Annotated in this window: 20 protein-coding genes; 9 read left to right on the top strand and 11 right to left on the bottom strand. The window is 73.4% G+C overall.

Annotated elements, in window-relative coordinates:
- Positions 1–135: 135 nt before the first annotated feature.
- Positions 136–978, bottom strand: coding sequence for an ATP-grasp domain-containing protein (locus S1361_RS35825; RefSeq protein WP_208035982.1), 843 nt, complete (start codon positions 976–978; stop codon positions 136–138).
- Positions 979–1,232: 254 nt separating this feature from the next.
- Here S1361_RS35825 and S1361_RS35820 point away from each other — a divergent pair, with 254 nt between their 5' ends.
- The 4 genes from S1361_RS35820 to S1361_RS35805 all read left to right on the top strand — a co-directional run bounded on the left by S1361_RS35820 (position 1,233) and on the right by S1361_RS35805 (position 6,006).
- On the top strand, positions 1,233–2,021 hold the full coding sequence (locus S1361_RS35820; RefSeq protein ID WP_208035981.1) for a TetR family transcriptional regulator: 789 nt from the start codon (positions 1,233–1,235) through the stop codon (positions 2,019–2,021).
- Positions 2,022–2,184: 163 nt separating this feature from the next.
- On the top strand, positions 2,185–2,598 hold the full coding sequence (locus S1361_RS35815) for a Zn-ribbon domain-containing OB-fold protein (RefSeq protein WP_208035980.1): 414 nt from the start codon (positions 2,185–2,187) through the stop codon (positions 2,596–2,598).
- Positions 2,599–2,677: 79 nt separating this feature from the next.
- The gene (locus S1361_RS35810) at positions 2,678–2,917 is read left to right on the top strand and encodes a hypothetical protein (protein ID WP_208035979.1); all 240 of its coding nucleotides are present in this window, start codon (positions 2,678–2,680) and stop codon (positions 2,915–2,917) included.
- 341 nt (positions 2,918–3,258) lie between these two features.
- A complete protein-coding gene (locus tag S1361_RS35805; protein WP_208035978.1) occupies positions 3,259–6,006 on the top strand; it encodes an alpha/beta hydrolase in 2,748 nt (915 codons plus the stop codon).
- A 170-nt stretch (positions 6,007–6,176) separates the two neighbouring features.
- Here the strand turns inward: S1361_RS35805 and S1361_RS35800 are convergent, their stop codons facing one another.
- The 4 genes from S1361_RS35800 to S1361_RS35785 form a co-directional block, all read right to left on the bottom strand.
- The gene (locus S1361_RS35800; RefSeq protein ID WP_208035977.1) at positions 6,177–6,986 is read right to left on the bottom strand and encodes a hypothetical protein; all 810 of its coding nucleotides are present in this window, start codon (positions 6,984–6,986) and stop codon (positions 6,177–6,179) included.
- 323 nt (positions 6,987–7,309) lie between these two features.
- On the bottom strand, positions 7,310–7,696 hold the full coding sequence (locus S1361_RS35795; RefSeq protein ID WP_208035976.1) for a PPOX class F420-dependent oxidoreductase: 387 nt from the start codon (positions 7,694–7,696) through the stop codon (positions 7,310–7,312).
- A gap of 297 nt (positions 7,697–7,993) precedes the next feature.
- Entirely contained in the window at positions 7,994–8,596 is a 603-nt protein-coding gene (locus S1361_RS35790; protein WP_208035975.1) for a hypothetical protein, read from the bottom strand.
- A 109-nt stretch (positions 8,597–8,705) separates the two neighbouring features.
- Positions 8,706–9,668: a LysR family transcriptional regulator gene (locus S1361_RS35785; RefSeq protein WP_208035974.1), complete on the bottom strand. Its 963-nt coding sequence runs from the start codon at positions 9,666–9,668 to the stop codon at positions 8,706–8,708.
- Positions 9,669–9,801: 133 nt separating this feature from the next.
- On the opposite strand from S1361_RS35785, the gene S1361_RS35780 reads away from it, so the two are divergent.
- The 4 genes from S1361_RS35780 (at position 9,802) to S1361_RS35765 (ending at position 14,999) form a co-directional block, all read left to right on the top strand.
- Positions 9,802–11,046 carry an MFS transporter gene (locus S1361_RS35780; RefSeq protein WP_208035973.1) on the top strand — a complete coding sequence of 415 codons (1,245 nt, stop codon included), beginning with the start codon at positions 9,802–9,804 and terminating at the stop codon, positions 11,044–11,046.
- A gap of 503 nt (positions 11,047–11,549) precedes the next feature.
- Positions 11,550–12,557, top strand: a complete 1,008-nt coding sequence (locus tag S1361_RS35775; protein ID WP_208036923.1) for a hypothetical protein — start codon at positions 11,550–11,552, stop codon at positions 12,555–12,557.
- A 109-nt stretch (positions 12,558–12,666) separates the two neighbouring features.
- Positions 12,667–13,497 (top strand): SAM-dependent methyltransferase, encoded by an 831-nt coding sequence (locus S1361_RS35770; protein WP_208035972.1) that lies wholly within the window; start codon positions 12,667–12,669, stop codon positions 13,495–13,497.
- A gap of 137 nt (positions 13,498–13,634) precedes the next feature.
- Positions 13,635–14,999 carry a S1 family peptidase gene (locus S1361_RS35765; RefSeq protein ID WP_208035971.1) on the top strand — a complete coding sequence of 455 codons (1,365 nt, stop codon included), beginning with the start codon at positions 13,635–13,637 and terminating at the stop codon, positions 14,997–14,999.
- Between the two features lie 85 nt (positions 15,000–15,084).
- Here the strand turns inward: S1361_RS35765 and S1361_RS35760 are convergent, their stop codons facing one another.
- From S1361_RS35760 to S1361_RS35750, 3 genes are all read right to left on the bottom strand, one after another.
- Positions 15,085–15,270, bottom strand: coding sequence for a hypothetical protein (locus S1361_RS35760; RefSeq protein ID WP_208035970.1), 186 nt, complete (start codon positions 15,268–15,270; stop codon positions 15,085–15,087).
- A 213-nt stretch (positions 15,271–15,483) separates the two neighbouring features.
- Complete coding sequence (locus tag S1361_RS35755) at positions 15,484–16,179, bottom strand: L,D-transpeptidase family protein (protein ID WP_208035969.1); 696 nt, start codon at positions 16,177–16,179, stop codon at positions 15,484–15,486.
- Between the two features lie 167 nt (positions 16,180–16,346).
- Positions 16,347–17,735, bottom strand: a complete 1,389-nt coding sequence (locus S1361_RS35750; protein ID WP_208035968.1) for an aminotransferase-like domain-containing protein — start codon at positions 17,733–17,735, stop codon at positions 16,347–16,349.
- 76 nt (positions 17,736–17,811) lie between these two features.
- Here S1361_RS35750 and S1361_RS35745 point away from each other — a divergent pair, with 76 nt between their 5' ends.
- The gene (locus S1361_RS35745; RefSeq protein ID WP_208035967.1) at positions 17,812–19,200 is read left to right on the top strand and encodes a pyridoxal phosphate-dependent decarboxylase family protein; all 1,389 of its coding nucleotides are present in this window, start codon (positions 17,812–17,814) and stop codon (positions 19,198–19,200) included.
- Positions 19,201–19,251: 51 nt separating this feature from the next.
- On the opposite strand, the gene S1361_RS35740 is transcribed toward S1361_RS35745, so the two are convergent.
- From S1361_RS35740 to S1361_RS35730, 3 genes are all read right to left on the bottom strand, one after another.
- A complete protein-coding gene (locus S1361_RS35740; protein ID WP_208035966.1) occupies positions 19,252–20,166 on the bottom strand; it encodes an SDR family oxidoreductase in 915 nt (304 codons plus the stop codon).
- 120 nt (positions 20,167–20,286) lie between these two features.
- Positions 20,287–20,916 carry an MBL fold metallo-hydrolase gene (locus S1361_RS35735; protein ID WP_208035965.1) on the bottom strand — a complete coding sequence of 210 codons (630 nt, stop codon included), beginning with the start codon at positions 20,914–20,916 and terminating at the stop codon, positions 20,287–20,289.
- Positions 20,916–22,004, bottom strand: a complete 1,089-nt coding sequence (locus S1361_RS35730; RefSeq protein ID WP_208035964.1) for an S-(hydroxymethyl)mycothiol dehydrogenase — start codon at positions 22,002–22,004, stop codon at positions 20,916–20,918. The genes S1361_RS35735 and S1361_RS35730 overlap by 1 nt, the downstream gene beginning before the upstream one ends.
- Positions 22,005–22,157 lie beyond the last annotated feature (153 nt).

Below are 22,157 nucleotides of genomic sequence, written 5' to 3'. Positions count from 1 at the left end.
GGTACTCGACGCGCAGGAGGGCGCCTGTCCGAGCCCTCGGCGCGGTGGCCTTTCCCGCGCTGAACGCCGCCGCCCCGGTCCGTCTCGCCCGCGCCGCACTCCCCCGACATGCCCGGGCTGAACGGCCGGTCGCGGTCAGGCCGGGCTGAGCGCCCCCTGCACGAACCGGCTCAGCGACGCCGTGAACGCGGCCACGAAGGCGTCCCTGGCCTCCTCCTGCAGCGCGTCCAGGGACAGGTAGGGGTTGAGGTCCTCCAGTTCGACCAGGAGCAGCTCGCCGTCGGGGGTACGGCAGGCGTCGACGCGCTGGATGCCGTGGCCGAGATCGTTCCAGTCGATGAACCGGCGGGCGAACTCCAGGTCGCCGGCGGTGGCCGCGTAGGGCCTCAGCTGCCAGCGGCGCTCGGGGTCGGGGGCGTACAGGGCGTACTGGAAGTCGTCGTCGACGAAGTAGAAGGACACCTCGTGGACGAACTCGACGCGGGGCTGGATCAGGATGTCGCCGGCGGTGAGTGCGGCGAGCCGGCTCCCGGGGACGACGCGCAGGCCGAGGGAGTCCGCGCCCAGCTTCGGCTTGACCACGTACTGCTCGGCGGCCGGCAGCCGGTCCAGGTCCTCCGCGCGGTCGATGGTCGGTATCACCGGGTATCCGGCGTCCGTCAGGTCGAGCAGGTACTGCTTCCCGGCCATGTCCGCCTTTCCCGTGAGCGGGTTGTACACCCGGGTGCCGGCGGCGAGCGCGCGGGCGCGGAAGGCGTCGTACTCCCGCTGGTAGCCGAGGACCGGCCCGCTGTTGCGGACGACGACGGCGTCGAAGCCGTCCATCAGGGCCACCGCGTCCAACGGATGGCACAGGGCCAGGTCGAAGCGGTCACGCAGCCGCGAGGTGAGGTGGATGTCCTCGTCGCAATAGCGGCGCCCGCGGGCCTGGTACGCCAGGTCCGTGACGTACAGCAGGCGGGGGCGGGCGGCGGACATGAGGGCTCCTCGGGGCGGCGCGGGGGCAAGCAAGTGCGGTGCGGGTCGTCGTGGTTGCGGCCACGGCGGAGAAAGGTTACGCCGCAGAGTGCGGCGCTTTTCGGCCACCCCCGGTGACCGCCCGCACCCCCAGACGCCGAAACCCGCCGAGAAGCGTTCGTTTGGGTGACCCCAGAAGCACTCAGTTCCCTCAAAGAGGCGCTCAGGCTGCACTGAGTGTCACGAAACCGGGTCCGGGTGCTACGTTCCCGTCCATGAGCTCCAGCAGCGCGGTGCCGGCCGCGAAGCCGCCGATCCGGGACGCCCTGGTGGCGGCGGCCTTCCGGCTCTTCCTGGAACGCGGGTTCGAGCAGACCACCGTGGACGACATCGTGGCCCTGGCGGGGGTGGGCCGGCGTTCGTTCTTCCGCTACTTCCCCTCGAAAGAGGACGTGGTCTTCCCCGACCACGAGCGCTGCCTGGCCGACATGACCGCGTTCCTCGCGGCGGGCGGCCCGGAGCACGATCCCGTGCGGCGGGTCTGCGACGCGGCCCGGCTGGTGCTCCGGATGTACGCCGAGAACCCGACCTTCTCCGTGCAGCGCTACCGCCTCACCCGGCAGGTGCCGGGCCTGCGCGCCTACGAGCTGTCGGTCGTGTGGCGCTACGAGCGGGCGCTCGCCGAGTACCTGCGCGCGCGGTTCGCGGGGCGGCCCGACGGGACCCTGCACGCCGATGTGATCGCGGCCGCGGTCGTCGCCGCGCACAACAACGCGCTGCGTTCCTGGCTGCGGTCGGACGGCAGGACCGACCCGGGCGCGGCGGTGGACAGCGCGCTGGGATACGTCCAGCGGACGTTCGGCCGGGCGGCTGCCCCCCAGGCGGCGGTCGCCCGGGCAGCCGCCCCGCCGGCCACCGCCCCGGTGGCCGCCGCCTGGCTCGGCGCGGCTGGCACCGAGGCGGGGCCGGGGCAGCCCGACGACGTGGTGGTGCTGGTCTCCCGCCGGGACGTCCCGCTGTGGCGGATGGTGCAGGAACTGGAGACGGCGCTGGACCGCGACTGACCCGCGGGCTGACCCGACGCAAAATTGGGGTACGGAGTGCCTTTACGAGTGACACTCAGTGCCATACCCTGACGGCGTGCACGGTGGCACGGCAACCGCGCACACGCGTGCCCGGTCTGCGCCGGCACGCGGGATTCCGGCCGAGCGCAGGGAGTTGACCAGCGTGTACCACCACTCAGCAAGCACCTCGCATCCGGCGGCCGGTTCCGCTGCGGGTGTTCTCGATCCCGCCGCGGACTCCAAGGACGCCATCCTCTTCCAGCGCTGCACCTGGTGCGGCACCGCGATGTACCACCGGCTGCTCTGTCCGGTCTGTCAGGGCAGCGAGCTGCGCACGGAGCGCAGTGAGGGCGTCGGCACGGTCCGCCACTCCACCGTGGTGCACCGCAACACGCCCGCGGCGCGCAATGTGTCGCTGGTCGAGATGGCCGAGGGGTTCGTCGTCCGGGGCCGGGTGATGGGCCCACCGGTCGGGATCCACAGCGGCGACCGGGTCCGGCTGTCCACCGCCAAGGACCCGGTGCGCGGTGAGCCGGTCTTCCAGCTGGTGGACGAGCCGTACCGGGCCTGGACCTGACCGCCGTACCCCGCACGGGGAGTAAGCAGTCAGGCAGTACGTCATCGTCGCGCCGCGCGCCCATCGGACGGCAACGGCCATGTCGTCCTCGCTGGTGACGGCGCCGTCGGCGCGGCCCGTGGCGTTCGCCCGTACGGCCGTGGCAGCCGAGCCCGCCGTAGCCGAAGACCTCGGCGGGCTCGTCGTCCAGCCACCAGGTGACCAGGTCGACGACGGCCTCACCGATGTCCTCGCGGACCAGGCGGTCTCGGCGAAACGGGCGGGGTCCCTCCGCGCGGCGGGTGGTGCGCAGGTCCACCGCCTGCCCGACTCGCCATGAGCTTACGGGGCCGTGATCACTCGCCCCGGAGCAGCTCCAGCGCAAAGCCGCGGCCGGGCTCGGCCACCCGGCCGGCCCGGCTCACGGGGGGTGGCCCTTCTCCCACAACCGCCCGTGACGTCGCGGCGGATGACGGGGGCACGCTCGGGAACGCTGACCAACTCGGCTGGTTCCAAGCCGGGTTGAGGAGCCTCGCGTGCGGCGCCCCGCTCCTCGGTGTGATCGATCACCTCTCCTGCACAGGCAACCCACAGCCTCCCCTTTTCATCCTCCCGGGGCGAGGGACGCCCGGGACGCCCGGGAGGTCCGGGACGTCCGTGGTCGGGGTTCGAGGAGGAACTGTGGTCCGTGCGCGGCACATAGGGGTGGCCGCCGCCGCGTTGCTCGCGGTGGCGGGAGCATCCCCGGGAGTGGCAGTCGCCCGCTCCCAACCCCCCGCAATATCAGGCGCGTTGTCAAGTGACGCGCCGCTGCCGCCGGGGTGGCGGCTGGCCGGCGGCGGCTCGGCGCCGCAGCTGGTGTGGCGGTCGCAGAAGCCGGTGCCGATGGGGGACGCCCGGGTCGAGTTCCGCTCCGGGGACCAGCTGTTGGGTGTGCCACAGCCTGCCGCGGACGGGCACACCTTCCGGCTGTCGCTGGACGGACGGCGGACGACCGAGCTGCAGGGACTGCAGGTCTGGTCCGGCGGGCGGCGGTTGGACGCGCGGGAGACGGCCGGTGCCGCGTCGGCGCCCCGGCTGCCGGCCCCGCAGCCGGCGAACGCCGTGGACCCGGGCAAGCCCGGCGCGTACCGCACCAAGACCGGCGAGTACGGACTGAAGTCGGTACGGCTGCCGGGCTTTTCGAAGCCGGTGGAGATGCGCGCGGTGGTCGTCTCCCCGGTCGGCGCCACCGGCAAGCGGCCCCTGGCCCTTTTCCTGCACGGCCGCCACTACACGTGCTACAAGGGCCGCGACATCAGCGGCGCCTGGCCCTGCCCCGCCGGCACCAAGCAGGTGCCGAGCCACCGCGGCTACCTGCGGGACCAGAAGCTGCTCGCGTCCCAGGGCTATGTGACCGTGTCGATCTCGGCCAACGGGATCAACGGGCAGGACTTCGCGGCGGAGGACGGCGGCGCCCAGGCCCGTTCGTCGCTGGTGCGGCTGCACCTGGCCCGCTGGGCCGGCTGGGCCGAACACCCCGAGAGTGCCCCGAAGGTGGTCCGTGAGGCACCCCGCGCCGACCTGTCGCGGGTGCTGCTGGTCGGGCACTCGCGCGGCGGCGAGGGCGTCAACCGGGCCGCCCTGGACAGCCTCGCCGCGGCACCCGCCGAGCAGGACGGCTACCACGGGCCGGTGCGCTGGACCATCCGGGGCACCGTCCTGATCGGCCCCACCGTCTTCGGCCAGAACCCGGTGCCCGACGTGCCGTCGGTGACGATCCTGCCGGGCTGCGACGGTGACGTCTCCGACCTCCAGGGCGAGGTGTACGTCGACGGCACGCGCCGGGTGGGCAACGGGACCGCGCTGCACAGCGCGGTGTACGTGATCGGCGCGAACCACAACTTCTTCAACTCGGAGTGGACGCCGGGCCAGGCCGCGGCACCCGCCGAGGACGACTTCTACGACGAGCCGCAGCACCCGGACAAGGTGTGCGGCAAGCGGGCGGCGACCCGGCTGACCGCCGACCGGCAGCACCGGGCCGGTTCGACGTACATCGCCGCCGCGGCGCGGCTGTTCCTCGCCGGGGACGACCGGGTGCGGCCGCTGCTGGACGGCTCCGGGAAGCGGGCGCCGTCGGCGGACCCGGCGCGGGTCCTCAGCCACGCGGTCGGTGCCCGCCGGGGCGGCGGGTTCCTGCCGGACGGCGGGGTGTCGGTGACCGGCGGGAAGCTGTGCGCCGCGGTGGACCCGAGCCCGGCCAAGGCTTGCCTGGGGCAGGGCGCCAAGGGGTCCTCGCCGCACTTCGCGCAGTGGGAGGTCGGCCCGGAGGCGGACCGGCACGCGATCGCGCTGCACTGGACGCGCGCCGGCAGCCCGGCCCGGGTGACCGTGCAGCAGCCGGTGTCGCTGTCCGGTGCCAAGGCGCTCGCGCTGCGGCTGTTCGTGCCGCCGAACTCCAAGGGCACACAGTTGGACGTGGCCCTGACCGACACCGCCGGCAAGAAGGCGAAGCTCGGCCGGGTCACGCTGGACGGCCTGCCCGGCAGTGAGCGGACCGCCTCCTACTGGGCGCGGGAGATCCGGGTGCCGTTGCCGGCTGCCGGGCTCGACCTGGGTTCGGTCAAGTCGATGGAGCTGACCCCGCGTTCGGCGTCGGGACGGGTCTGGCTCATGGACGCGTGGGGCTGGCGGCCGGGAACGCCGGCGGTGCGGACGGACGCGCTGCCGCGGGTCGACCTCGGCCGGACGACCGTGGACGAGGGTGACTCCGGTGTACGCACCTACCGGATCCCGGCGCGGGTGACGGGCCGGGGCGGCAGCGGTCAGGTCCGGGTGTACGTCGTCGACCCGGTCTCCGGCAAGACCACCAACCGGCTGGTGACGGTGCGTCCGGGCGGTCAGGACATCGACGTGTCGGTCCAGGTCAAGGGCAACACCCGGTACGGCGCCGACGTGTCGTACGACGTGCTGGTCAAGGCGGTCCGCGGTGCGGTCGTCGGTTCCTACCGGGGCGGGATCACCGTCCACGAGGACGATCCGGCGCCCAGGATGACCGTCACGCCCGTCGCCGGCAAGGTGACCGAGGGCAAGTCGCTGAAGTGGCGGCTGTCGCTGTCCGAGGCGGTCGACGTGGACATGGGCGGGCTGTTCGCGGTCGCGCCGGCCACCGCGCCGGAGCTGTCCACGAAGGACGTCCCGGCGAGCTGGCTGAAGGAGACGAGCGGCGAGAAGCCCGATCCCGAGCGTCCGCTGTCCAAGGTCGGCGGGCTCTACCTCTGGGCGGACATCCCCGCTGGGCGTACCAGCGTGGACATCACGCTGCCCACGCTGAAGGACCGGGTGCGGGAGTCCACGGAGTCGGTGCGGTTCCGGCAGGTCGACCCGCAGACCGGTGAGCCGCGGACCGACGGCCTGGAGCTGACGGGCGCGGTGCTGAACGCGTCGTAGGACGCATGTCCCGGGTGGCCCTCACTCCCCGAGGGTCACCCGGATCCCCACCGTGCCGTGGGGACGTATGGCCGGGTGCCCCCGCCGGGGACCTTTCGGCCGCTGGGAGCGGCTCCCGGTCCAGGGCGAGCTGTAGCTCCGGCAGTTTCCGCCGTGACCGGCGTCTCCGCTCAGTCGGGATGATGCCCGGGTCCGCGGAGGTCGCCGGTCTCCAGGTACACCTCCCGCTGTGCCACCAGCTGCACACGGAACCCGTGGACGCCGCTCGGGGGCGGGATGGAGAACGCTCCGGCAACGGTTTCCGGGGGAACCATCCGCTGGTCCGGTCCGTCGGTCCGGCCGAGGATGCCGACCCGTTCGGCCACGGCGAAGCGCTCCGCGAAGAACTTCTCCAGGGTGGCCTCGTCGTCGGGCAGCGGTTCGCCGAGCGGGTCGGTCGCGGTGCCGGGGACGGTACGGACCGTGAGCAGTTGGTCGAAGTCGGGCGCCGCGGTGATCGCATGGGCGAGGTACAGCTGCCCGCCGCGGCCGAAGCAGAGGTAGGCGAGCTCGCCGTCCTCCCGGTGCTCCGCCCGCACATCGAGTTCGGCGAAGTACACGACGTTGCGCACGGTCGCGACGGTTTCCTCGGCGAGCGGCGGGTGGTTCCCGCCCTCCCGCTCGAAGTGCCCGCAGAAGAGCCGGCCGGTCATCGACGTGCGTCGTGGACCGGTGCCCCGTGGATCCAGCTCACGCATCGCGAAGTCCTTTGGAACGAACGTGTCGTACGGTTCCTCGGGCACGACATGCCGATGGGAGCGGACCACCGAGCCGACGGTGTCGTCCAGGCCGACCTCCAGGATCACCTGGAAGTGGTGCGGGTACCGGAACATCGGCAGATGCGACATGTGGAAGACCTCTCCGCCGAGAAGCAGCATGCCGTGAGAGCCGAAGGTCGTATCGCCGTGGTGATGGTCGTGTAGCCCCTGGTGCGCGTCCATGGCTGCCCCTTGGTTGGCGGTGGTGCTCTGGGAAGGCCTGGCCGGGGCGTCCTTGGCCGGCCTGGTGTGAGCACGGCGTCCTGGCCGGCCCACGACGGCGCGCCCGACGTCCCGCCGGGCATGCGGCCGAACCCGCACCCGCTCAGGCGCTGCAGCGGCCCGCCGCCCCCACGTCTGGCGCCCGCCGACCGGTGCCGGCTCGTCGCCTCGGCCCTGGACGCGTGTCCTGGCCGTTCTGCGTGGAGTCCCTCTTCCAGGCTGTGACCGGGGAGCGGGGGACGCAACTCCGGCCTCATTGATCGTCCCTGGTCAGGTGTGAACCCTCACTCCCCGAGGGTCACCCGGATCCCGACCGTGCCGTCCGCGCCCCGGCGGAGCCGGCTGCCGAGCAGGGTGAGGCGGCCGAGGATGCCGTACTTGCGCGCGATCAGTCTGCGGTAGCGGGCGGTGGTGGCCGCGTCGGTGATCTCGGCGGTGGCCGGCACCTGGTCGCCGGTGGGGTTGCCGCGCACGTCACAGGGGCCTACGAGGACGTCGGGGCGGCGCCGGATCCGCTTGACCTTCCAGCTGTCGGCGACCGTCCACACCCCGAGGGCGCCGCCGTCCCGGACCACCCACACCGGGGTGGCGACGGGCGTGCCGTTCTTGCGGTAGCTGGTCACCAGCAGGTACTTGCCGGAACCGAGCCGGTCGAGCCGCGTGTCGTCCATACCCGCAGTCTAGGAGGCGGCGCGCCGCGTGAGGAGGACCGCACGACGACGACCCGGACACCGGCACGCCGGTGCGAGTTGACACCCCGTGGCGGGGGTGCGAGCAGGTCACCGTCCGGCCGGGGGCAAGGTTGCCCCTCTGCGTCGCGGCGGAGAGGATCGTGGAGTACGGCACGAGGCGCTGCTTGCGTCTCCGGATGCACGGACCGCGCTGCCGTTGCCTCGGGCATTGCGCTCGACGGGCGCTTTCCGGCTCCGTTTCACCAGGGTTCACGCGCTCAAGGTGAGTGCCGGCCCTCATGTCTCTTTCCCGGGCCCACGCAGCCTTCGGGCGGTGCCCGGCACGGTCCGGGACGCTGTCGGGCGTCGGAGGTCCTCGCTGATCCGGCTTACCTCTGCCGAGAGTTCGCCGATCTGTTTCGAGAGGGCATCAAGGCCTCCGCCCCCATCGGCCCCCTCCTCGGGACCGGCCTGCGCCGCACCCCCGGGGGGCGCGTCGGGAGACGCCGGTGGCCCGGGCGGGCCCGGTGGCCCTGGTGGGCCCTGGGGACCCGGGGGCGACGGGCTTTCGATGGCTTCTTTGGCCGTGTTGGCAACAGCCTTGATCCCGAAGTAAGCCGTCGTGATGGCGGTGATCGCGGTGAACGCGCTGGTGAGCAGCGGCACCACCTGTTGTGCCTGGGCCCCCGCCTTCGTGATGCCCCAGATTCCCGCCACCGCGATGGCGAGGTCGCTCGCTATGACGGCCAGGAGACCGGTCCACGACCGCGTCGTGTCGGCTTGGCCCTGGTCCCCGCCCTGACCGCTTCCTTGACGCCACTTCGTCTCGACCAGGAGCCAGGTGACGAGACCGGCCACGACGAGGAAGGCAACGAGGATCAGGACGGCCGACACACTCATGGGTCCCCCTCATCGGCTCGGGGCCGAGCGCTCGCGGGAGCAGCGTGGATCAGGACCACTGGTTCCAGTGTCCCTCGGTAGCGTCAGAACCGCATGTCAGGCAGTCTGTTCAGCGCGGGATCACCCAGCCCGGTGTCCAGGTCCCGGTGGCGTCGTGGCCGGCGGAGGTGGTGGCGAGGTACGCGCGGAGGGATGACAGCGCCGGGTGGGGGTTGTCGCGGTGCCAGAGGAGGGAGTGCGGGTAGACGGGCGTCGGGTCGGTCACCGGGATGCGGCGCAGGCCGTGGCCGGCGGTCCGGACGGCGGGGGCGGTTCCCAGCGGTAGCCGGGGGAGGGTCTGCTCTCCCATGAAGGTGGCCAGGGCCGGCGTGTCGGCGATGGTGTCGAGGAGCGCGTCCGAGCCGAAGTTGGGGCCGGTCGCCTCGATGGTGAGGCCGAACTCGGCGACGAGGTCGTCGTAGTAGGCGGCCCACTCGGTACCGGGGACGAGGCCGGGCATCCAGATCCGGTGCCCGGCCAGCTCGGCGAGGGACACCGACCGGGCGCCCGCCAGCGCGTGGGCGGGGCCGGTGAGCAGCTGGAGCGGTTCGTCGAGTACCCGGACGGCCTCGATGTCCTCGGGGAGGGGGCGGCCCGGCGCGGCGACGGCACGGAAGGACGCGTCGATCTCGCCGGAGCGGATCGCGGCGACGGCCGTGTCGATGCCGAGCAGCCACACCACGTCGAGGTCGATCTCGGGGTGCGCGCGGTGGAAGCCGCGCATCAGGCCCGACCCCGCGCCCCGCGAGGCGATCACGTCGACGCGCAGCGGACGGCTGCCGGTGCGCAAGGAGGCGCCCGCGCGCTCGGCGACGCGCAGCAGTTCGCGCGCGTGGGGCAGGAACGCCTGCCCGTCGATGGTCGGCCGGACACCGCGGGGCGTGCGGGTGAACAGGCGCACCCCGAGGTGCCGCTCCAGCGCGGCGATGCGCTTGGAGACGGCCTGCTGGGTGATCGCCAGCTCGGCGGCGGCGTCCTGGAACCGACCCGCGTCCGCGGCGGCGACGAAGGTGCGGACGGCATCGAGGTCCATGCCGACAGCGTAGGACCACAACCGTTGGTTGTACTGCACGGCTCCGCGGTTGTTTGATCGCCGGGTACGGCCCTCGCTTGGATGGTTCCTGAACGGCTGTACGGGGTGAGTGGGGCGAGGGGCGGAGTCGGACATGAAGAGCGGGCACCGGCTGGGGCGGCGGTTCGGGTGGCTCTGGGCAGCCTATGGGACCAGCGCGCTCGGCACGTGGCTCGCCTTCGGCGCCTTCCCCCTCATCGCCGTCCGGGTGCTGCACGCCGGGCCGGCGGAGGTCGCCGCACTCTCCGCCGTGGGGTCCGCGGTGGGCGCGGCCGTGGCGGTGCCGCTCGGCCCGTGGGTGGAGTTCCGCCGCAAGCGGCCCGTGCTGATCGCGATGGACCTGGTGCGGTGCGCGGCGCTGCTGACGATCCCCACCGCCTTCGCGCTCGGTGCGCTCACCTTCCTTCAGCTCCTGTTGGTCTCGGTCGTCGTCGCCGCGGCCGACATCACCTTCCGCGCCGCCTCCGGCGCGTACCTGAAGACGCTGCTGCCGGCCGAGGAACTCCTCGTCGCCAACGCCCGGTTCGAGTCCACGGCCTGGTCGACCACGATCGTCGGACCCGCGCTGGGCGGTGCCGCGATCGGGCTGCTCGGCCCGGTGGTGACGGTGCTGGCCGACGCGGTCAGCTATCTGCTCTCGGCCCTGGGCATTCGGGCGACGGGCGGGCACGAGCCCCGGCCCGGGCGCCGGGAGGCGGCGCGCATGCGGGCCGGGGACCTGCTCGACGGCTGGCGGTACATCCTTGCCGACGCGACGCTGCGCCCGCTGTTCCTCAACACCGCCCTGTTCAACGGCCTGGTGATGGCCGCCGAACCGCTGCTGGCCGTCCTGATGCTCGGGCGGCTCGGCTTCGCACCGTGGCAGTACGGCCTCGCCTTCGCCGCGCCGTCGATCGGCGGGCTGCTCGGTTCGCGGCTGGCCCGTCCCCTGGTCACCCGGTTCGGGCAGCACCGGGTCCTGGTGGCGGCCGGGGCGCTGCGCGCGCTCTGGCCCGTCGGGCTGGCCTTCGCGGGGCCGGGGACCGGAGGGCTGCTGGTGGTGATGGGCGTCGAGCTCGGTCTGATCTTCTGCTGCGGAGTCTTCAATCCCGTCTACGCCACCTACCGCCTCGAACGCACCGCGGCCGACCGGATCACCCGTACGCTCTCCGCCTGGCAGGTCACGAGCAAGGCCGCGACCGCGCTCCTGACGGCCGTCTGGGGCGTCCTGGGCAGCCTGCTCGGGCCGCGCACGGCCATCGGCCTGGCCGGTCTGCTGTTGCTGGCCACCCCGCTCCTGCTCCCCCGCCGCACCCCCGCTCCACAACCCCACCCGGAACCGGCCGCGGGCCACATCTGACACACGACGCACCCGAGGCCCCTGACGCACCTGACGCCCGACACGCCTTGCGTAACTGACGCACCGGTACGTGCGCACCCCCCGGTCGGGCCGCGAGCCCATGGCCACCGGCCGCCGCAGGTCTTCGTCGACGCCGTCCCCGACGCGCTCCCTTCCGCCGGGGCCCGGTGCCGCAGGACCGCCGAGCCGCCCGGCGGCCTGGCCCCGCGGACGGCGTGACTCCCGCAGCGGTACCGGGACTCCGGCTGGGCCGCCCGCCCCGGGCCGCTCGTCCACCGCCGCCGGCCCCTCGGCTGCCCGGCGGCGGATACCCGCTTCACAGCCGGCTGCCGCGCGAAGGACCGCCGTCCAGGTACCGCCCCTGCGGCGAACCGCTCCGTCGGGCAGCGCCGTGCGGCATGCTGGTCGTGAGGCTCGGGACGAAGGGCTGTGGTGTGGGCGGAGACGGGGCCGGCGCGGTGCACGAGGCGCGGGAGGCGGTGGCGGAGGGCCGCCCGCGGGAGGTGGCCTGTGACGAGTCGGGGTCGGACGGGGAGAACCTGGCCGGCGGGAACACCGAGGTGTTCGCCCACGCGAGCGTGGCCCTGCCGGTGGACACGGCCGCGGAGTGCGTCGCGGAGATCCGGCGCCGGATCCGTTCGCCCGCCGAGGAGTACAAGGCGGGCCATCTGCTGCGCGAGAAGCACCGGGCGGTGCTGGTGTGGCTGCTGGCCGAGGGCGGGCCGATCCACGGGCGGGCCCATGTGCATCTGACCGAGAAGGCGTTCCTCCTCGTGGACCGGGTCGTCGCGCTGCTGTCCGTCGACCCGGCGGACGCCGTCGCGCTGTACCGGCAGGGGCCGGGGGTCTTCGGTGCCGGGGCCTGGCGGGAGTTCCTGGTGGCCGCGAACGGTCTGCTGCGGGTGCGCGGTGCGGGGGGCGCGGCCGGAACGGGGGGCGCCGCAGGGACGGGGGACGCGGCCGGGGCGGCGTTCTTCGCGGCCGTCGACACGCTCGTGCGGGCGGCTCCCGGTTCGGAGGCCGCGGGGATCCTGCGCCGGCTGGCCGCGCACCGGGCGCGGGCGGAGGCCTACCGGACCCGGATGCGGGCGGCGCCCGCGCTCTTCCCGGTGCTCAATCCGCTGTTTCCGGCGATCCGGTACACGGCCGCGCACTGGAGTGCGGACGGACGGCCGGTGCTGCTCGTGCACGACCAGCAGAACACGCTGACGCCGGGGCGGATCGCCCGGATCGTACAGTCCGCCCGGCGGGACGGGATCGCCCTCGGCGGGCTGCGGCTGGTCGACTCCCGGGACGACGCCCGGGTGCAGATCGCCGACTTCCTGGCCGGGGTCGCCCGCAGGATCGCCTCCGACGAGCTGGCCGGCAGCGGTGACCCGGAGCTGACGGCGTGCCTGCGGCCGTACGTGGGGGCGGGGTCGGTGTGGGGGGACGCGCGCAGCCGGGCCAGGCTGTTCGCTCCGGCGGCGGAAAACCCGGGACGGTCGGCGGAGATCAACTCGGGCGTCTAGATTGCGTCTTGCACGGTGTATCTCTCGAGTGTCTCTCGTCAGGCGTCCCGCCCGGCGTCCGTCAGGCATCTCGGCAAGGCATCTCATCAGGCATCCAGGAGCTGACCACGTGACCGACAACCCGGCAGCCACCAACGACGTGGCCGCGTCGCTGCGCGCCCGCATCAACACCGGCCAGCCGCACACCGCCCGGATCTGGAACTACTGGCTCGGCGGCAAGGACAACTACGAGGTCGACCGCGCGGCCGGCGACCAGATCCGCCAACTGCACCCGGGCATCGGGGAGTACGCCCGCGCCGACCGGCTCTTCCTCGGCCGCGCCGTGCGTCACCTGGTCCGCGAGGTGGGCATCCGGCAGTTCCTGGACATCGGTACCGGACTGCCCACCGCCGACAACACGCACGAGGTGGCGCAGCGGATCGCGCCGGAGTCCCGGATCGTGTACGTCGACAACGACCCGCTGGTCCTGGCGCACGCGCGGGCCCTGCTGACCAGCACGCCGGAGGGCCGTACCGACTACCTGGACGAGGACCTGCGCAATGTCGACGCGATCCTCGAACACGCGGCGAAGACGCTGGACTTCAGCGAGCCGGTGGCGCTGATGCTGCTCGGCGTGGTCATCTTCATCGGGGACGAGGAGGATCCGTACGGTCTGGTGCGGCGGTTGACCGACCGGCTCCCGGCGGGCAGCCACCTGGTGCTGTCGCACACCGTCACCAGCCCGTCGATGCCGGACGTGGACGAGGCGGTGAAGTTCTGGAACGAGCACGGCACTCCGAAGCTCACGCAGCGCACGCCCGAGGACGTGGCCCGGTTCTTCGACGGTCTGGAGCTGCTGGAGCCGGGTGTGGTGTCCTGCTCGCGGTGGCGCCCGGAGGACGAGGCCGGTGCCGAGCCGGAGGAGGTCGCCATGTACGGCGGGGTGGCCCGCAAGAGCTGAACCCGCACGCGAGTTCGCCGCTGCCGGTGAACGCCGTGGTCCCGGGCGCCGTATGGAAGTGCGGGCCCTCGACGATCCGAGGGCTCCGCGGTGCCGGTACGGGCAGCGCGCGTTCGGTTCGGCTTCGGGAGCCATGCATGCGGCACGCACGACGACGGGTCGTCCGGCGAGTGACACGGCTGGCGGCGGTCGGCGGACTCCTCCTGGGGGGCGCGATGGTCGCCCAGGCGGCCATGGCGAGCGAGCCACCGCCCGCCTCCGCCCGACCGCTCGCCGCCACGGACGATCCTGGTGCCGCGCTGGTGGCGCGGCTCGGCACGGCCCGTACGGCGGGCAACTGGATCGGGGCGGACGGGCGTCCGGTCGTCGCGGTGACGGACGAGGCGGCGGCGCGGGCGGTGCGGCGGGCCGGGGCCGAGCCGAAGATGGTGTCGCACAGCATGAACGAGCTGAAGTCGGCGACGGCCACGCTGCGTTCGGCCCCGCGGGTGCCGGGCACGGCGTGGGCGGTGGACTACCGGACGAACCGGGTCGTGGTGCGGGCGGACCGCACGGTGTCCGCCGGCGACTGGTCCCGGCTGACCGGGGTCGCCGCGAGGATCGGCAGCTTCGTGCACATGGAGCGGACGAAGGGCACGTTCACCACGCGGCTGAACGGCGCCCAGCCGATCCTGTCGACGGGCGGTCGCTGCTCGGCGGGGTTCAACGTCACCAACGGCCAGTCGGACTTCATCCTCACGGCCGGGCACTGCGGGCCGGCCGGGTCCACCTGGTTCGCCGACAACCGGGGCGACCAGCAGCTCGGCACGACGGTGAACACCTCCTTCCCGGGCAGTGACTTCTCGCTCGTGCAGTACGCCGCGGGCAAGGCCGGCGCGGGCGCCGACGTCGTCGCGATCGGTGGCGGCAAGGGAGTGCGGATCACGGGGGCCGCCGATCCGGCGGTCGGGCAGCGGGTGTTCCGCAGCGGCAGCACCAGCGGCCTGCACGACGGCCAGGTCACCGCGCTGAACGCGACCGTCAACTACCCGGAGGGGACGGTCACCGGGCTGATCGAGACCACCGTGTGCGCCGAACCCGGCGACAGCGGCGGCCCGCTGTTCTCCGAGGGCATCGCGCTCGGCGTCACCTCGGGCGGCAACGGCGACTGCACGACGGGCGGTACGACGTTCTTCCAGCCGGTGACCAAGGCGCTGACGACGCTCGGGGTCCGGCTGATCGTGTCGGCCCAGAACGCGGGCGGCGCCCCCTCCCCCGCGCCGTCGTCCGCCGCGAACCAGGGTGCGGCGGCTCCCAGCGCGGCCTCTCCGGGCTCCTCGGCTCCGGTGACGGGCACCTCGGAGGGCAGCACCCTGCTGGCGCGGCTGACGGACACCCGGAACGTCGGGCCCGGGCTGCTGGTCATCGCGGGCAGCCTGGTCGCACTGGTCGCGACCCGGTTCATCCGGGCCGAGCAGGACCGCAAGGCGTATCAGCGGTACTACTCGGCGACGTGGGGCTGACGGACCGGCCGGGGGTACGACGAGAAGGGCACCCGTGTGCTCACGGGTGCCCTGGACGGTGCGTGCGTGGTGTGCGCGGGGTCGGTCAGGCCGCCCGGCGCCCCCGCGGGGTCGCGGCGGCCCATTCCATCACGAGGCGCTGGTACTCCGCGCGCTGCTCGGTGGTCAGTGTCCCGCCCGACCGGCGCCACAGGGCCCGGATCTCCTCGTTGACCTCCGCGGCCGATCGCTCGGAGGCGGCTGCAACAGTGGTGGACATGCTGTGAAGCATATGCCGACCGACGTGAAGACGTTGTGAGTAAGTATCCGCGATACGGACATTTCGGACCGTGTTACTCATCACGTCAATATGTCGACCGGAGGCGGGAGTTCCGTCCACGCGCGTTCACTTCGTACTCGTACGCAGCCCGCCCCGCCATGCCGGGCGTCCTCGCGCGGGAGTCCGCACGGCAGGGCAGGGGGGCGACCGGGCACCGCCGCGGGCTCAGGTGCCCGGCTTGCGGCCGTAGACGAAGACGTCGTCCCCGGTCCTCAGCAGCGACCAGTACTTCTTGGCGTCCTTGGTGGTCATGTTGACGCAGCCGTGCGAACCCGGCGGGTTCCACATGCTCAGGCCCACCGAGTGGAAGGCCTGGCCGCCGTCGAAGAACTGGCTGTAGGGCATCGGCACGTCGTAGATGGTCGAGCGGTGGTCGATGTCCCGCCAGTAGATCTTCTTCAGGCCGGTGCGGGTCTCGTAGCCGTCGCGTCCGGTGCGCACCGGCACGGGACCGTAGACGAGCCGGTTGCCGTCCTGGACCCAGCTGAGCTGGAGCGTGAGGTTCACGCAGGCGATCCGGCCCTTGTTCACCGGGCACTTGCCGTCCTTGTTCGGCTTGTTCCCGACGGCCCTCTGCTTGTTCATGAGGTCCATCACACCCCACGTCACAGGGCCGGCGTAGCCGATGTTCGGCATGATGCCGTGCTTGGTCTGGAAGGCCTGGATCGCCTTGCAGTCCGCGGCGGACTGCCTGCCGTCGACCGGCCGGCCCAGGAACTTCTCCACCTGCTTCTGGTACGGCCCCGTCCGCGTGGTGCAGCTCGCGGCCTGGGCCGGCGTCGCGGTCAGCGCGAGCGCGAGCGGCGCCACCAGCCCCGTGACGCCCAGCGCGACCACACCTCGTCTGCGTATGACCCCCATGCGGCCTCGTCCCCTTCCCCTTGTGTCCCGTTCGTTCGCCCGGGCCTCCCCCGGTCCTCCCCGGCGCGGTTCCCGTGGTCTCGGACTACTAGACCCGGCGGGGCAGGCCAGGGTTGTGGTTCCGGTCACGCTGTGACGAAACGGTGAAACTTCGGCCCGTACGGCACTCAGGGCGTCCAGCACTGCCGCAGCAGCCCGACCGCCCGGGTCAGGGTCTCGGGCGTCGCCGTGAACGGCAGGCGGAGGTGGCGGGTCAGGGTGGTGCGGTCGGCGGTGAAGCGGGGTCCCGGGGTGATCGCGAGGCCGCGTGCGGCGGCCCTGGCCGCGAGGTCGGTGGCGTGCGGGCCGGCGTCGCCCAGGTGCAGCCAGAAGGTCAGCCCGCCCGCCGGGACGGTGTACGTCCATCCCGTGCTGGCGAGCAGCGCGGCGAGGTGGTCGCGCTGGGCGCGCAGCCGGGCGCGCCGGTCGGCGAGCAGGGCCGGCAGCGGCGCGCCGAGGAGTTCGGCGGCGATGAGCTGTTCCAGGGGCGGCGGCGACAGCTGGGCCTGCAGCGGGGTGTGCCGCAGCTGCCGTACGAGGTCCGCGGTGGCCCGGATCCAGCCGACCCTGAGGCCGCTCCACAGGGTCTTGCTCGCGGAGCCGATCTGGATCACCCGCGCCCCGGCGAGGTGGGGTTCGGTGCCGGGCGGTGTTCTCAGGTCCAGGTCGCGCATGGTCTCGTCGGCGAGGACGGTGAGCCGGTGGCGGTCGGCGAGCGCGGCGAGCTCCCGGCGGGCGGCGGGGTCCATGTGGGCGCCGGTCGGGTTGTGGAAGTCGGGGACCAGGTAGGCGAGCCGGGGGCGGTGCCGGCGTACGGCGGCGGTGAGGTGCTCCAGGTCCCAGCCGGCCCGGGCCGACACGGGGACCGGCAGCAGGCGGGCCCGGCGGGCGCGCAGCACGGCGAGGGCGCCCGGGTAGGCGGGGTTCTCCACCACCACGGGTGCCCTGCGGTCGGTGTGCAGGTGGTCCAGGAGCAGGGTGAGGGCGGCCTGGGCGCCTGCGGTGACCAGGATCTGCTCGGGGCGGGTGGCGAGGCCGGCGCGGGTGTAGCGGTCCGCGATCAGCTCGCGGAGCCGGGGCAGGCCGACCGTGGCGACGCCGGAGTCGACGAGCAGCGGGGCGCTGCGTTCGACGGCGCGGGCGAGGGCGGCGCGGTAGGCGTCGTGGGGCGCGGCGGTCACCGCGAGGGTGAGGTCGAGGGCCGCGTCGGGGGCGCCGCCCCGGTCCAGGGACCAGGGGGTGGTGCGCTCGGTGAGGCGGGCGGGCAGGCGTACGGCGCTGCCGCTGCCGTGCCGGGTGTGCAGCCAGCCGTCGGCGCGCAGCAGGCCGAGGGCGGCGACCACGGTGCCGCGGCTGAGGCACAGCGTGCGGGCCAGTTCCCGTTCCGAGGGCAGCCGGGTGCCGGCCGGCAGCCGGCCGTCGACCACGGCGTCGCGCACCGCCGCGGCGAGGGTGCGCGCGAGGGGTCCGGGGCGGCCGCGCCAGTCGCCGAGCGCGGCGACGAATCCTGTGTCCACCGGTCCAGTTTCGCTGGTCCAGTTGCCGCGAAGTGGACCAGGTGCCCGGCGGCCGCCGCGGTCTACGCTGCGGCGCATGCACCGTACCCTCGCCGGTGATCTCTCCCGGCTCCCCGAACTGCTGCAGGCCGCCCGCGATCTCGCCGTCCGGGAGGTGGAGGGGCTGGCCGAGCGGCCGGTCGCCGCACCCGGGCCCCCGTCCGGGCGGGCTCCGCTCCCGGACGCGGGCGCGGGCGGCGACGGCGCCCTCGCCCGGTTCGCCGAGCGGTGGGCGCCCGGCTTCTCCGGCTCCGCCGGCCCGCGTTACCTCGGCTTCGTCACGGGCGGCGCGACGCCGGCGGCCGTCGCCGGGGACTGGCTGACGTCCGCGTTCGACCAGAACCTGTCCGGGGCGGGCGGGTCCTGGGCGCAGGAGCTGGAGCGGGAGACGGTGGTGTGGCTGCGCGAGCTGTTCGGGCTGGGCGAGGCGCACAGCGGGGCGTTCGTGACGGGCGCGACCATGTCGAACACGGTCGGTCTGGCGATCGGCCGGGAGTGGGCCGGCGAACGGCTGGTCGTGGACGTCTCCCGGGAGGGCGCCGCCGCGCTGGGCCCGCTGGAGGTGCTCTCCGGCAGCCCGCACTCCAGCATCACGAAGGCGATGTCGGTGCTGGGCCTGGGCCGGGACCGGCTGCGGCGGGTGCCGCTGCTGCCCGGCAACCGGGAGGCCGTCGACGTGGCCGCGCTGGAGGCGGCGCTGGCCGAGCGGGCCGGCCGGCCGGTGATCGTGGTGGCGAACGCGGGCACCGTGAACACCGTCGACTTCGACGATCTGCGGGCGATCGCGGCACTGAAGGAGCGGTACGACTTCTGGCTGCACGTGGACGCGGCGTTCGGTGCCTTCGCCGCGCTCTCCCCGGAGCACGCCGCGCTGGTCGACGGTCTGGACGCGGCCGACTCGGTCTGCGTGGACCTGCACAAGTGGCTCAACGTCCCCTATGACGCGGCCGTCCAGTTCACCCGGCGCCGCGATCTGCAGGTGGCGGTGTTCCACAACGCCTCGCCGTATCTCGGCGGGCCCGAGGGCGAGCCGGACTTCCTGCATCTGACCCCGGAGAACTCGCGCCGGCTGCGGGCCCTGCCGGCCTGGTTCTCGCTGGTGGCCTACGGGCGGGCCGGGCACCGGGAGATCGTCGAGCGCAGTGTCGACCTGGCGCGCAGGCTCGGCGCGGGCGTCGACGCGCTGCCGGGCCTGCGTCTGCTGGCCCCGGTGCGGCTCAACGTGGTCTGCTTCACGCTCGCCGCGGACCCGTCGCCGCAGCGGGTGGCCGCGCTGGCCCGGGCGGTCGCCGAGTCCGGGGAGGCGTTCGTGACGCCGACGGTGTACGGCGGGGTGCCCGGGCTGCGCGCGGCGTTCAGCAACTGGCGGACCACCGCGGCCGACACCGACCGGGTGCTCCGGGTGCTGGCGGCGGCCTCCGTCTGACGGCCGGCCGGAGCGTCGTACCGCCGTGTGGAAGCCTCCGCGGGCGCCGGTTCACCGGTATCCGGTGACGTCCGCCGGCTTGCCCGCGTCCTGTACCTCGACCAGGTACCGCCAGGCGTCCGGCCGGCTGCCGTCGAGGTCGGTGAAGCCGTACTCGCGGGCGAGGCCGCCGCTGGAGAGGGACCGGCCGTTGAACCGGGCCACGTCGGGGTCGGCGGCCAGGGCGGCGACGGCCCGGCCGGTGAAGCGCGGGGTCTCGGAGATGGCGAAGTGGGGTTCGCGTCGCAGCGCGTCCCGCCAGTTCTCCTCGCGGACGCCGTACGCGTCGAGCATGAGCTCGGAGCGCATCCACCCGGGGGTGAGGGCGACGGCGGTGGCGCCGCGCGGGCCGAGTTCGTGGCCGAGGGCGAAGGCCATGCGCAGTACGGACGTCTTGGCGAGGTCGTAGAAGAAGTTCACGCGGTAGGTGTCGCGGTTGTACTCGGCGGTGCCGTCGGTGACCTCCACGACCAGGCCGCCGGGGTGGCGCAGCAGCAGCGGCAGTGCGTGGTGGCTGGTGACGGCGTGGGTCTCGACGCCGAGGCGGAGCAGCCGGAGCCCCTTGTCGAGGTCGTGCTCCCACACGGGGGTGTCCCACGCGAAGAGGTGCTCGCCGCCCCAGATGTCGTTGACGAGGACGTCGAGGCGGCCCTGCTCGTCCGCGATGCGGTCCACCAGGCGCCGTACGGCGGACGGGTCCAGGTGGTCGGCCGGTACGGCGATGCCCTGTCCGCCGGCCTCGGTGACGAGGTCGGCGGTGTCCTCGATGGTCTCGGGCCGGTCGTACTCGGAGCGCTGGGCGCGGGTGCTGCGGCCGGTGACGTAGACGGTGGCGCCGGCCGCACCGAGTTCCACGGCGATGCCGCGTCCGGCGCCCCGGGTCGCCCCGGCGACCAGCGCCACCCTGCCTTCGAGCGGTCCCGACATGTACGGCCTCCTGTGCGTGACGACTGCGGTGCGACTGCTGTCGTCGACCACTGTCGCCGGGAAGCCGGACATCTTCTGTCGGCTTTTACGCGGGCCCCCGCGGTGTGCCGCCGCCGTCGCTCAGTGGCCGCGGGCGATCCACTCCTCCAGATGGGGTGCCTCGGCGCCGATGGTGGTGCTGTCGCCGTGGCCGGTGAGGACCTTCGTCTCCGGCGGCAGGGTGAGCAGGCGGTGGCGGATGGAGTCGATGATGGTCGGGAAGTGCGAGTAGGAGCGTCCGGTGGCTCCGGGGCCGCCCTTGAAGAGGGTGTCGCCCGTGAACACGGTACCGAGGCCGGGGTCGTACAGGCAGACGGCGCCCGGGGCGTGGCCGGGGGTGTGCAGGACGGTGAGGTCCGCGCCCGCGGCCTCGATGACCTGGCCGTCGAGGAGATGCCGGTCGGGGTCGCGGTGCGGGTGGGTCTGCTTCCACAGCGGCAGGTCGTCGGGGTGCAGCCAGATGGTGGCGCCGGTGAGGTCGGCGAGGGCCGGGGCGGCGTCGATGTGGTCGTTGTGGGCGTGCGTGCACACGATGGCGGTCAGGCGCCGGTCGTCGACCGCGCGGGCGATGGCCTCGGCGTCGTGGGCGGCGTCGATGACGATCACCTCCCGCTCGTCGCCGACGATCCACACGTTGTTCTCCACGTCCCAGGTGCCGCCGTCGAGGCTGAACTGTCCGGCGGTGACGAGGCGTTCGATGCGTACGGTCATCACAGCACCACCACCGAACGCAGCACGTCGCCGTGGTGCATCCGCTCGAAGGCCTGCTCCACCTGGTCCAGTTGGACGGTCTCGGTGACGAACGCGTCGAGCGGCAGGCGGCCCTGCAGATGGAGGTCGATCAGCATGGGGAAGTCCCGGGTGGGCAGGCAGTCGCCGTACCAGCTCGACTTCAGGGCGCCGCCGCGGCCGAAGACGTCCAGCAGGGGCAGTTCGAGCTTCATCTCGGGGGTGGGCACGCCGACGAGGACGACGGTGCCGGCGAGATCGCGGGCGTAGAAGGCCTGCCGGTAGGTCTCCGGGCGGCCGACGGCCTCGATGACGACGTCGGCGCCGAAGCCGCCGGTCAGCTCGCGGATCGCCTCGACCGGGTCGGTCTCCTTGGAGTTGACCGTGTGGGTGGCGCCCAGCGTGCGGGCCTTCTCCAGCTTGCGGTCGTCGATGTCCACCGCGATGATCTTCGCCGCGCCGGCCAGGTTCGACCCGGCGATCGCCGCGCCGCCGACACCGCCGCAGCCGATGACGGCGACCGCGTCACCGCGGCCGACGTTCCCGGTGTTGATCGCCGCGCCGATGCCGGCCATCACCCCGCAGCCGAGGAGGCCCGCGACCGCCGGGGAGACCGCCGGGTCGACCTTGGTGCACTGGCCGGCCGCGACGAGCGTCTTCTCCGCGAACGCGCCGATCCCGAGGGCCGGGGACAGCTCCTGGCCGGTGCCGGCGAGGGTCATCTTCTGCCGCGCGTTGTGGGTGTTGAAGCAGTACCAGGGCCGGCCGCGCAGACAGGCACGGCACTGGCCGCACACCGCACGCCAGTTGAGGATGACGAAGTCGCCGGGGGCGACGTCGGTGACGCCGTCGCCGACCGACTCCACCACGCCGGCGGCCTCGTGGCCGAGCAGGAAGGGGAAGTCGTCCGAGATGCCGCCCTGTTTGTAGTGCAGATCGGTGTGACAGACTCCGCAGGCCTGGACGCGTACGACGGCTTCGCCGGGCCCCGGGTCCGGCACCACGATCGTCTCGACCCGTACGGGCTCGTTCCTGCCCGGTGCGATCACGCCGCGTACTTCCTGCGCCATGGTCTGGTCCCTTCCGTCGAATGCCTTCGCCGCCGACCCTACGCGCGACCGATGGGTAGCGGGACGGTCCACGAGGGTGATCGTGGATCTTTGCGCCACCGGTGGCGGACAGTGCCCTCCCAGCTCCTGCAGCTGCTCGCCGACCCGCGGGAA

The organism is Streptomyces cyanogenus, from assembly GCF_017526105.1.
Classification (GTDB): Bacteria; Actinomycetota; Actinomycetes; order Streptomycetales; family Streptomycetaceae; genus Streptomyces; species Streptomyces cyanogenus.
This window is presented reverse-complemented; position numbering and strand designations above follow the sequence as displayed.

What these genes read in the sequence shown, in the direction of transcription:
- S1361_RS35825 (WP_208035982.1), bottom strand. Translation starts at nt 978, where the DNA reads ATGTCCGCCGCCCGCCCCCGCCTGCTGTACGTCACGGACCTGGCGTAC.
- S1361_RS35820 (WP_208035981.1), top strand. Translation starts at nt 1,233, where the DNA reads ATGAGCTCCAGCAGCGCGGTGCCGGCCGCGAAGCCGCCGATCCGGGAC.
- S1361_RS35810 (WP_208035979.1), top strand. Translation starts at nt 2,678, where the DNA reads ATGTCGTCCTCGCTGGTGACGGCGCCGTCGGCGCGGCCCGTGGCGTTC.
- S1361_RS35800 (WP_208035977.1), bottom strand. Translation starts at nt 6,986, where the DNA reads ATGGACGCGCACCAGGGGCTACACGACCATCACCACGGCGATACGACC.
- S1361_RS35795 (WP_208035976.1), bottom strand. Translation starts at nt 7,696, where the DNA reads ATGGACGACACGCGGCTCGACCGGCTCGGTTCCGGCAAGTACCTGCTG.
- S1361_RS35790 (WP_208035975.1), bottom strand. Translation starts at nt 8,596, where the DNA reads ATGAGTGTGTCGGCCGTCCTGATCCTCGTTGCCTTCCTCGTCGTGGCC.
- S1361_RS35785 (WP_208035974.1), bottom strand. Translation starts at nt 9,668, where the DNA reads ATGGACCTCGATGCCGTCCGCACCTTCGTCGCCGCCGCGGACGCGGGT.
- S1361_RS35780 (WP_208035973.1), top strand. Translation starts at nt 9,802, where the DNA reads ATGAAGAGCGGGCACCGGCTGGGGCGGCGGTTCGGGTGGCTCTGGGCA.
- S1361_RS35765 (WP_208035971.1), top strand. Translation starts at nt 13,635, where the DNA reads ATGCGGCACGCACGACGACGGGTCGTCCGGCGAGTGACACGGCTGGCG.
- S1361_RS35760 (WP_208035970.1), bottom strand. Translation starts at nt 15,270, where the DNA reads ATGCTTCACAGCATGTCCACCACTGTTGCAGCCGCCTCCGAGCGATCG.
- S1361_RS35755 (WP_208035969.1), bottom strand. Translation starts at nt 16,179, where the DNA reads ATGGGGGTCATACGCAGACGAGGTGTGGTCGCGCTGGGCGTCACGGGG.
- S1361_RS35745 (WP_208035967.1), top strand. Translation starts at nt 17,812, where the DNA reads ATGCACCGTACCCTCGCCGGTGATCTCTCCCGGCTCCCCGAACTGCTG.
- S1361_RS35740 (WP_208035966.1), bottom strand. Translation starts at nt 20,166, where the DNA reads ATGTCGGGACCGCTCGAAGGCAGGGTGGCGCTGGTCGCCGGGGCGACC.
- S1361_RS35735 (WP_208035965.1), bottom strand. Translation starts at nt 20,916, where the DNA reads ATGACCGTACGCATCGAACGCCTCGTCACCGCCGGACAGTTCAGCCTC.
- S1361_RS35730 (WP_208035964.1), bottom strand. Translation starts at nt 22,004, where the DNA reads ATGGCGCAGGAAGTACGCGGCGTGATCGCACCGGGCAGGAACGAGCCC.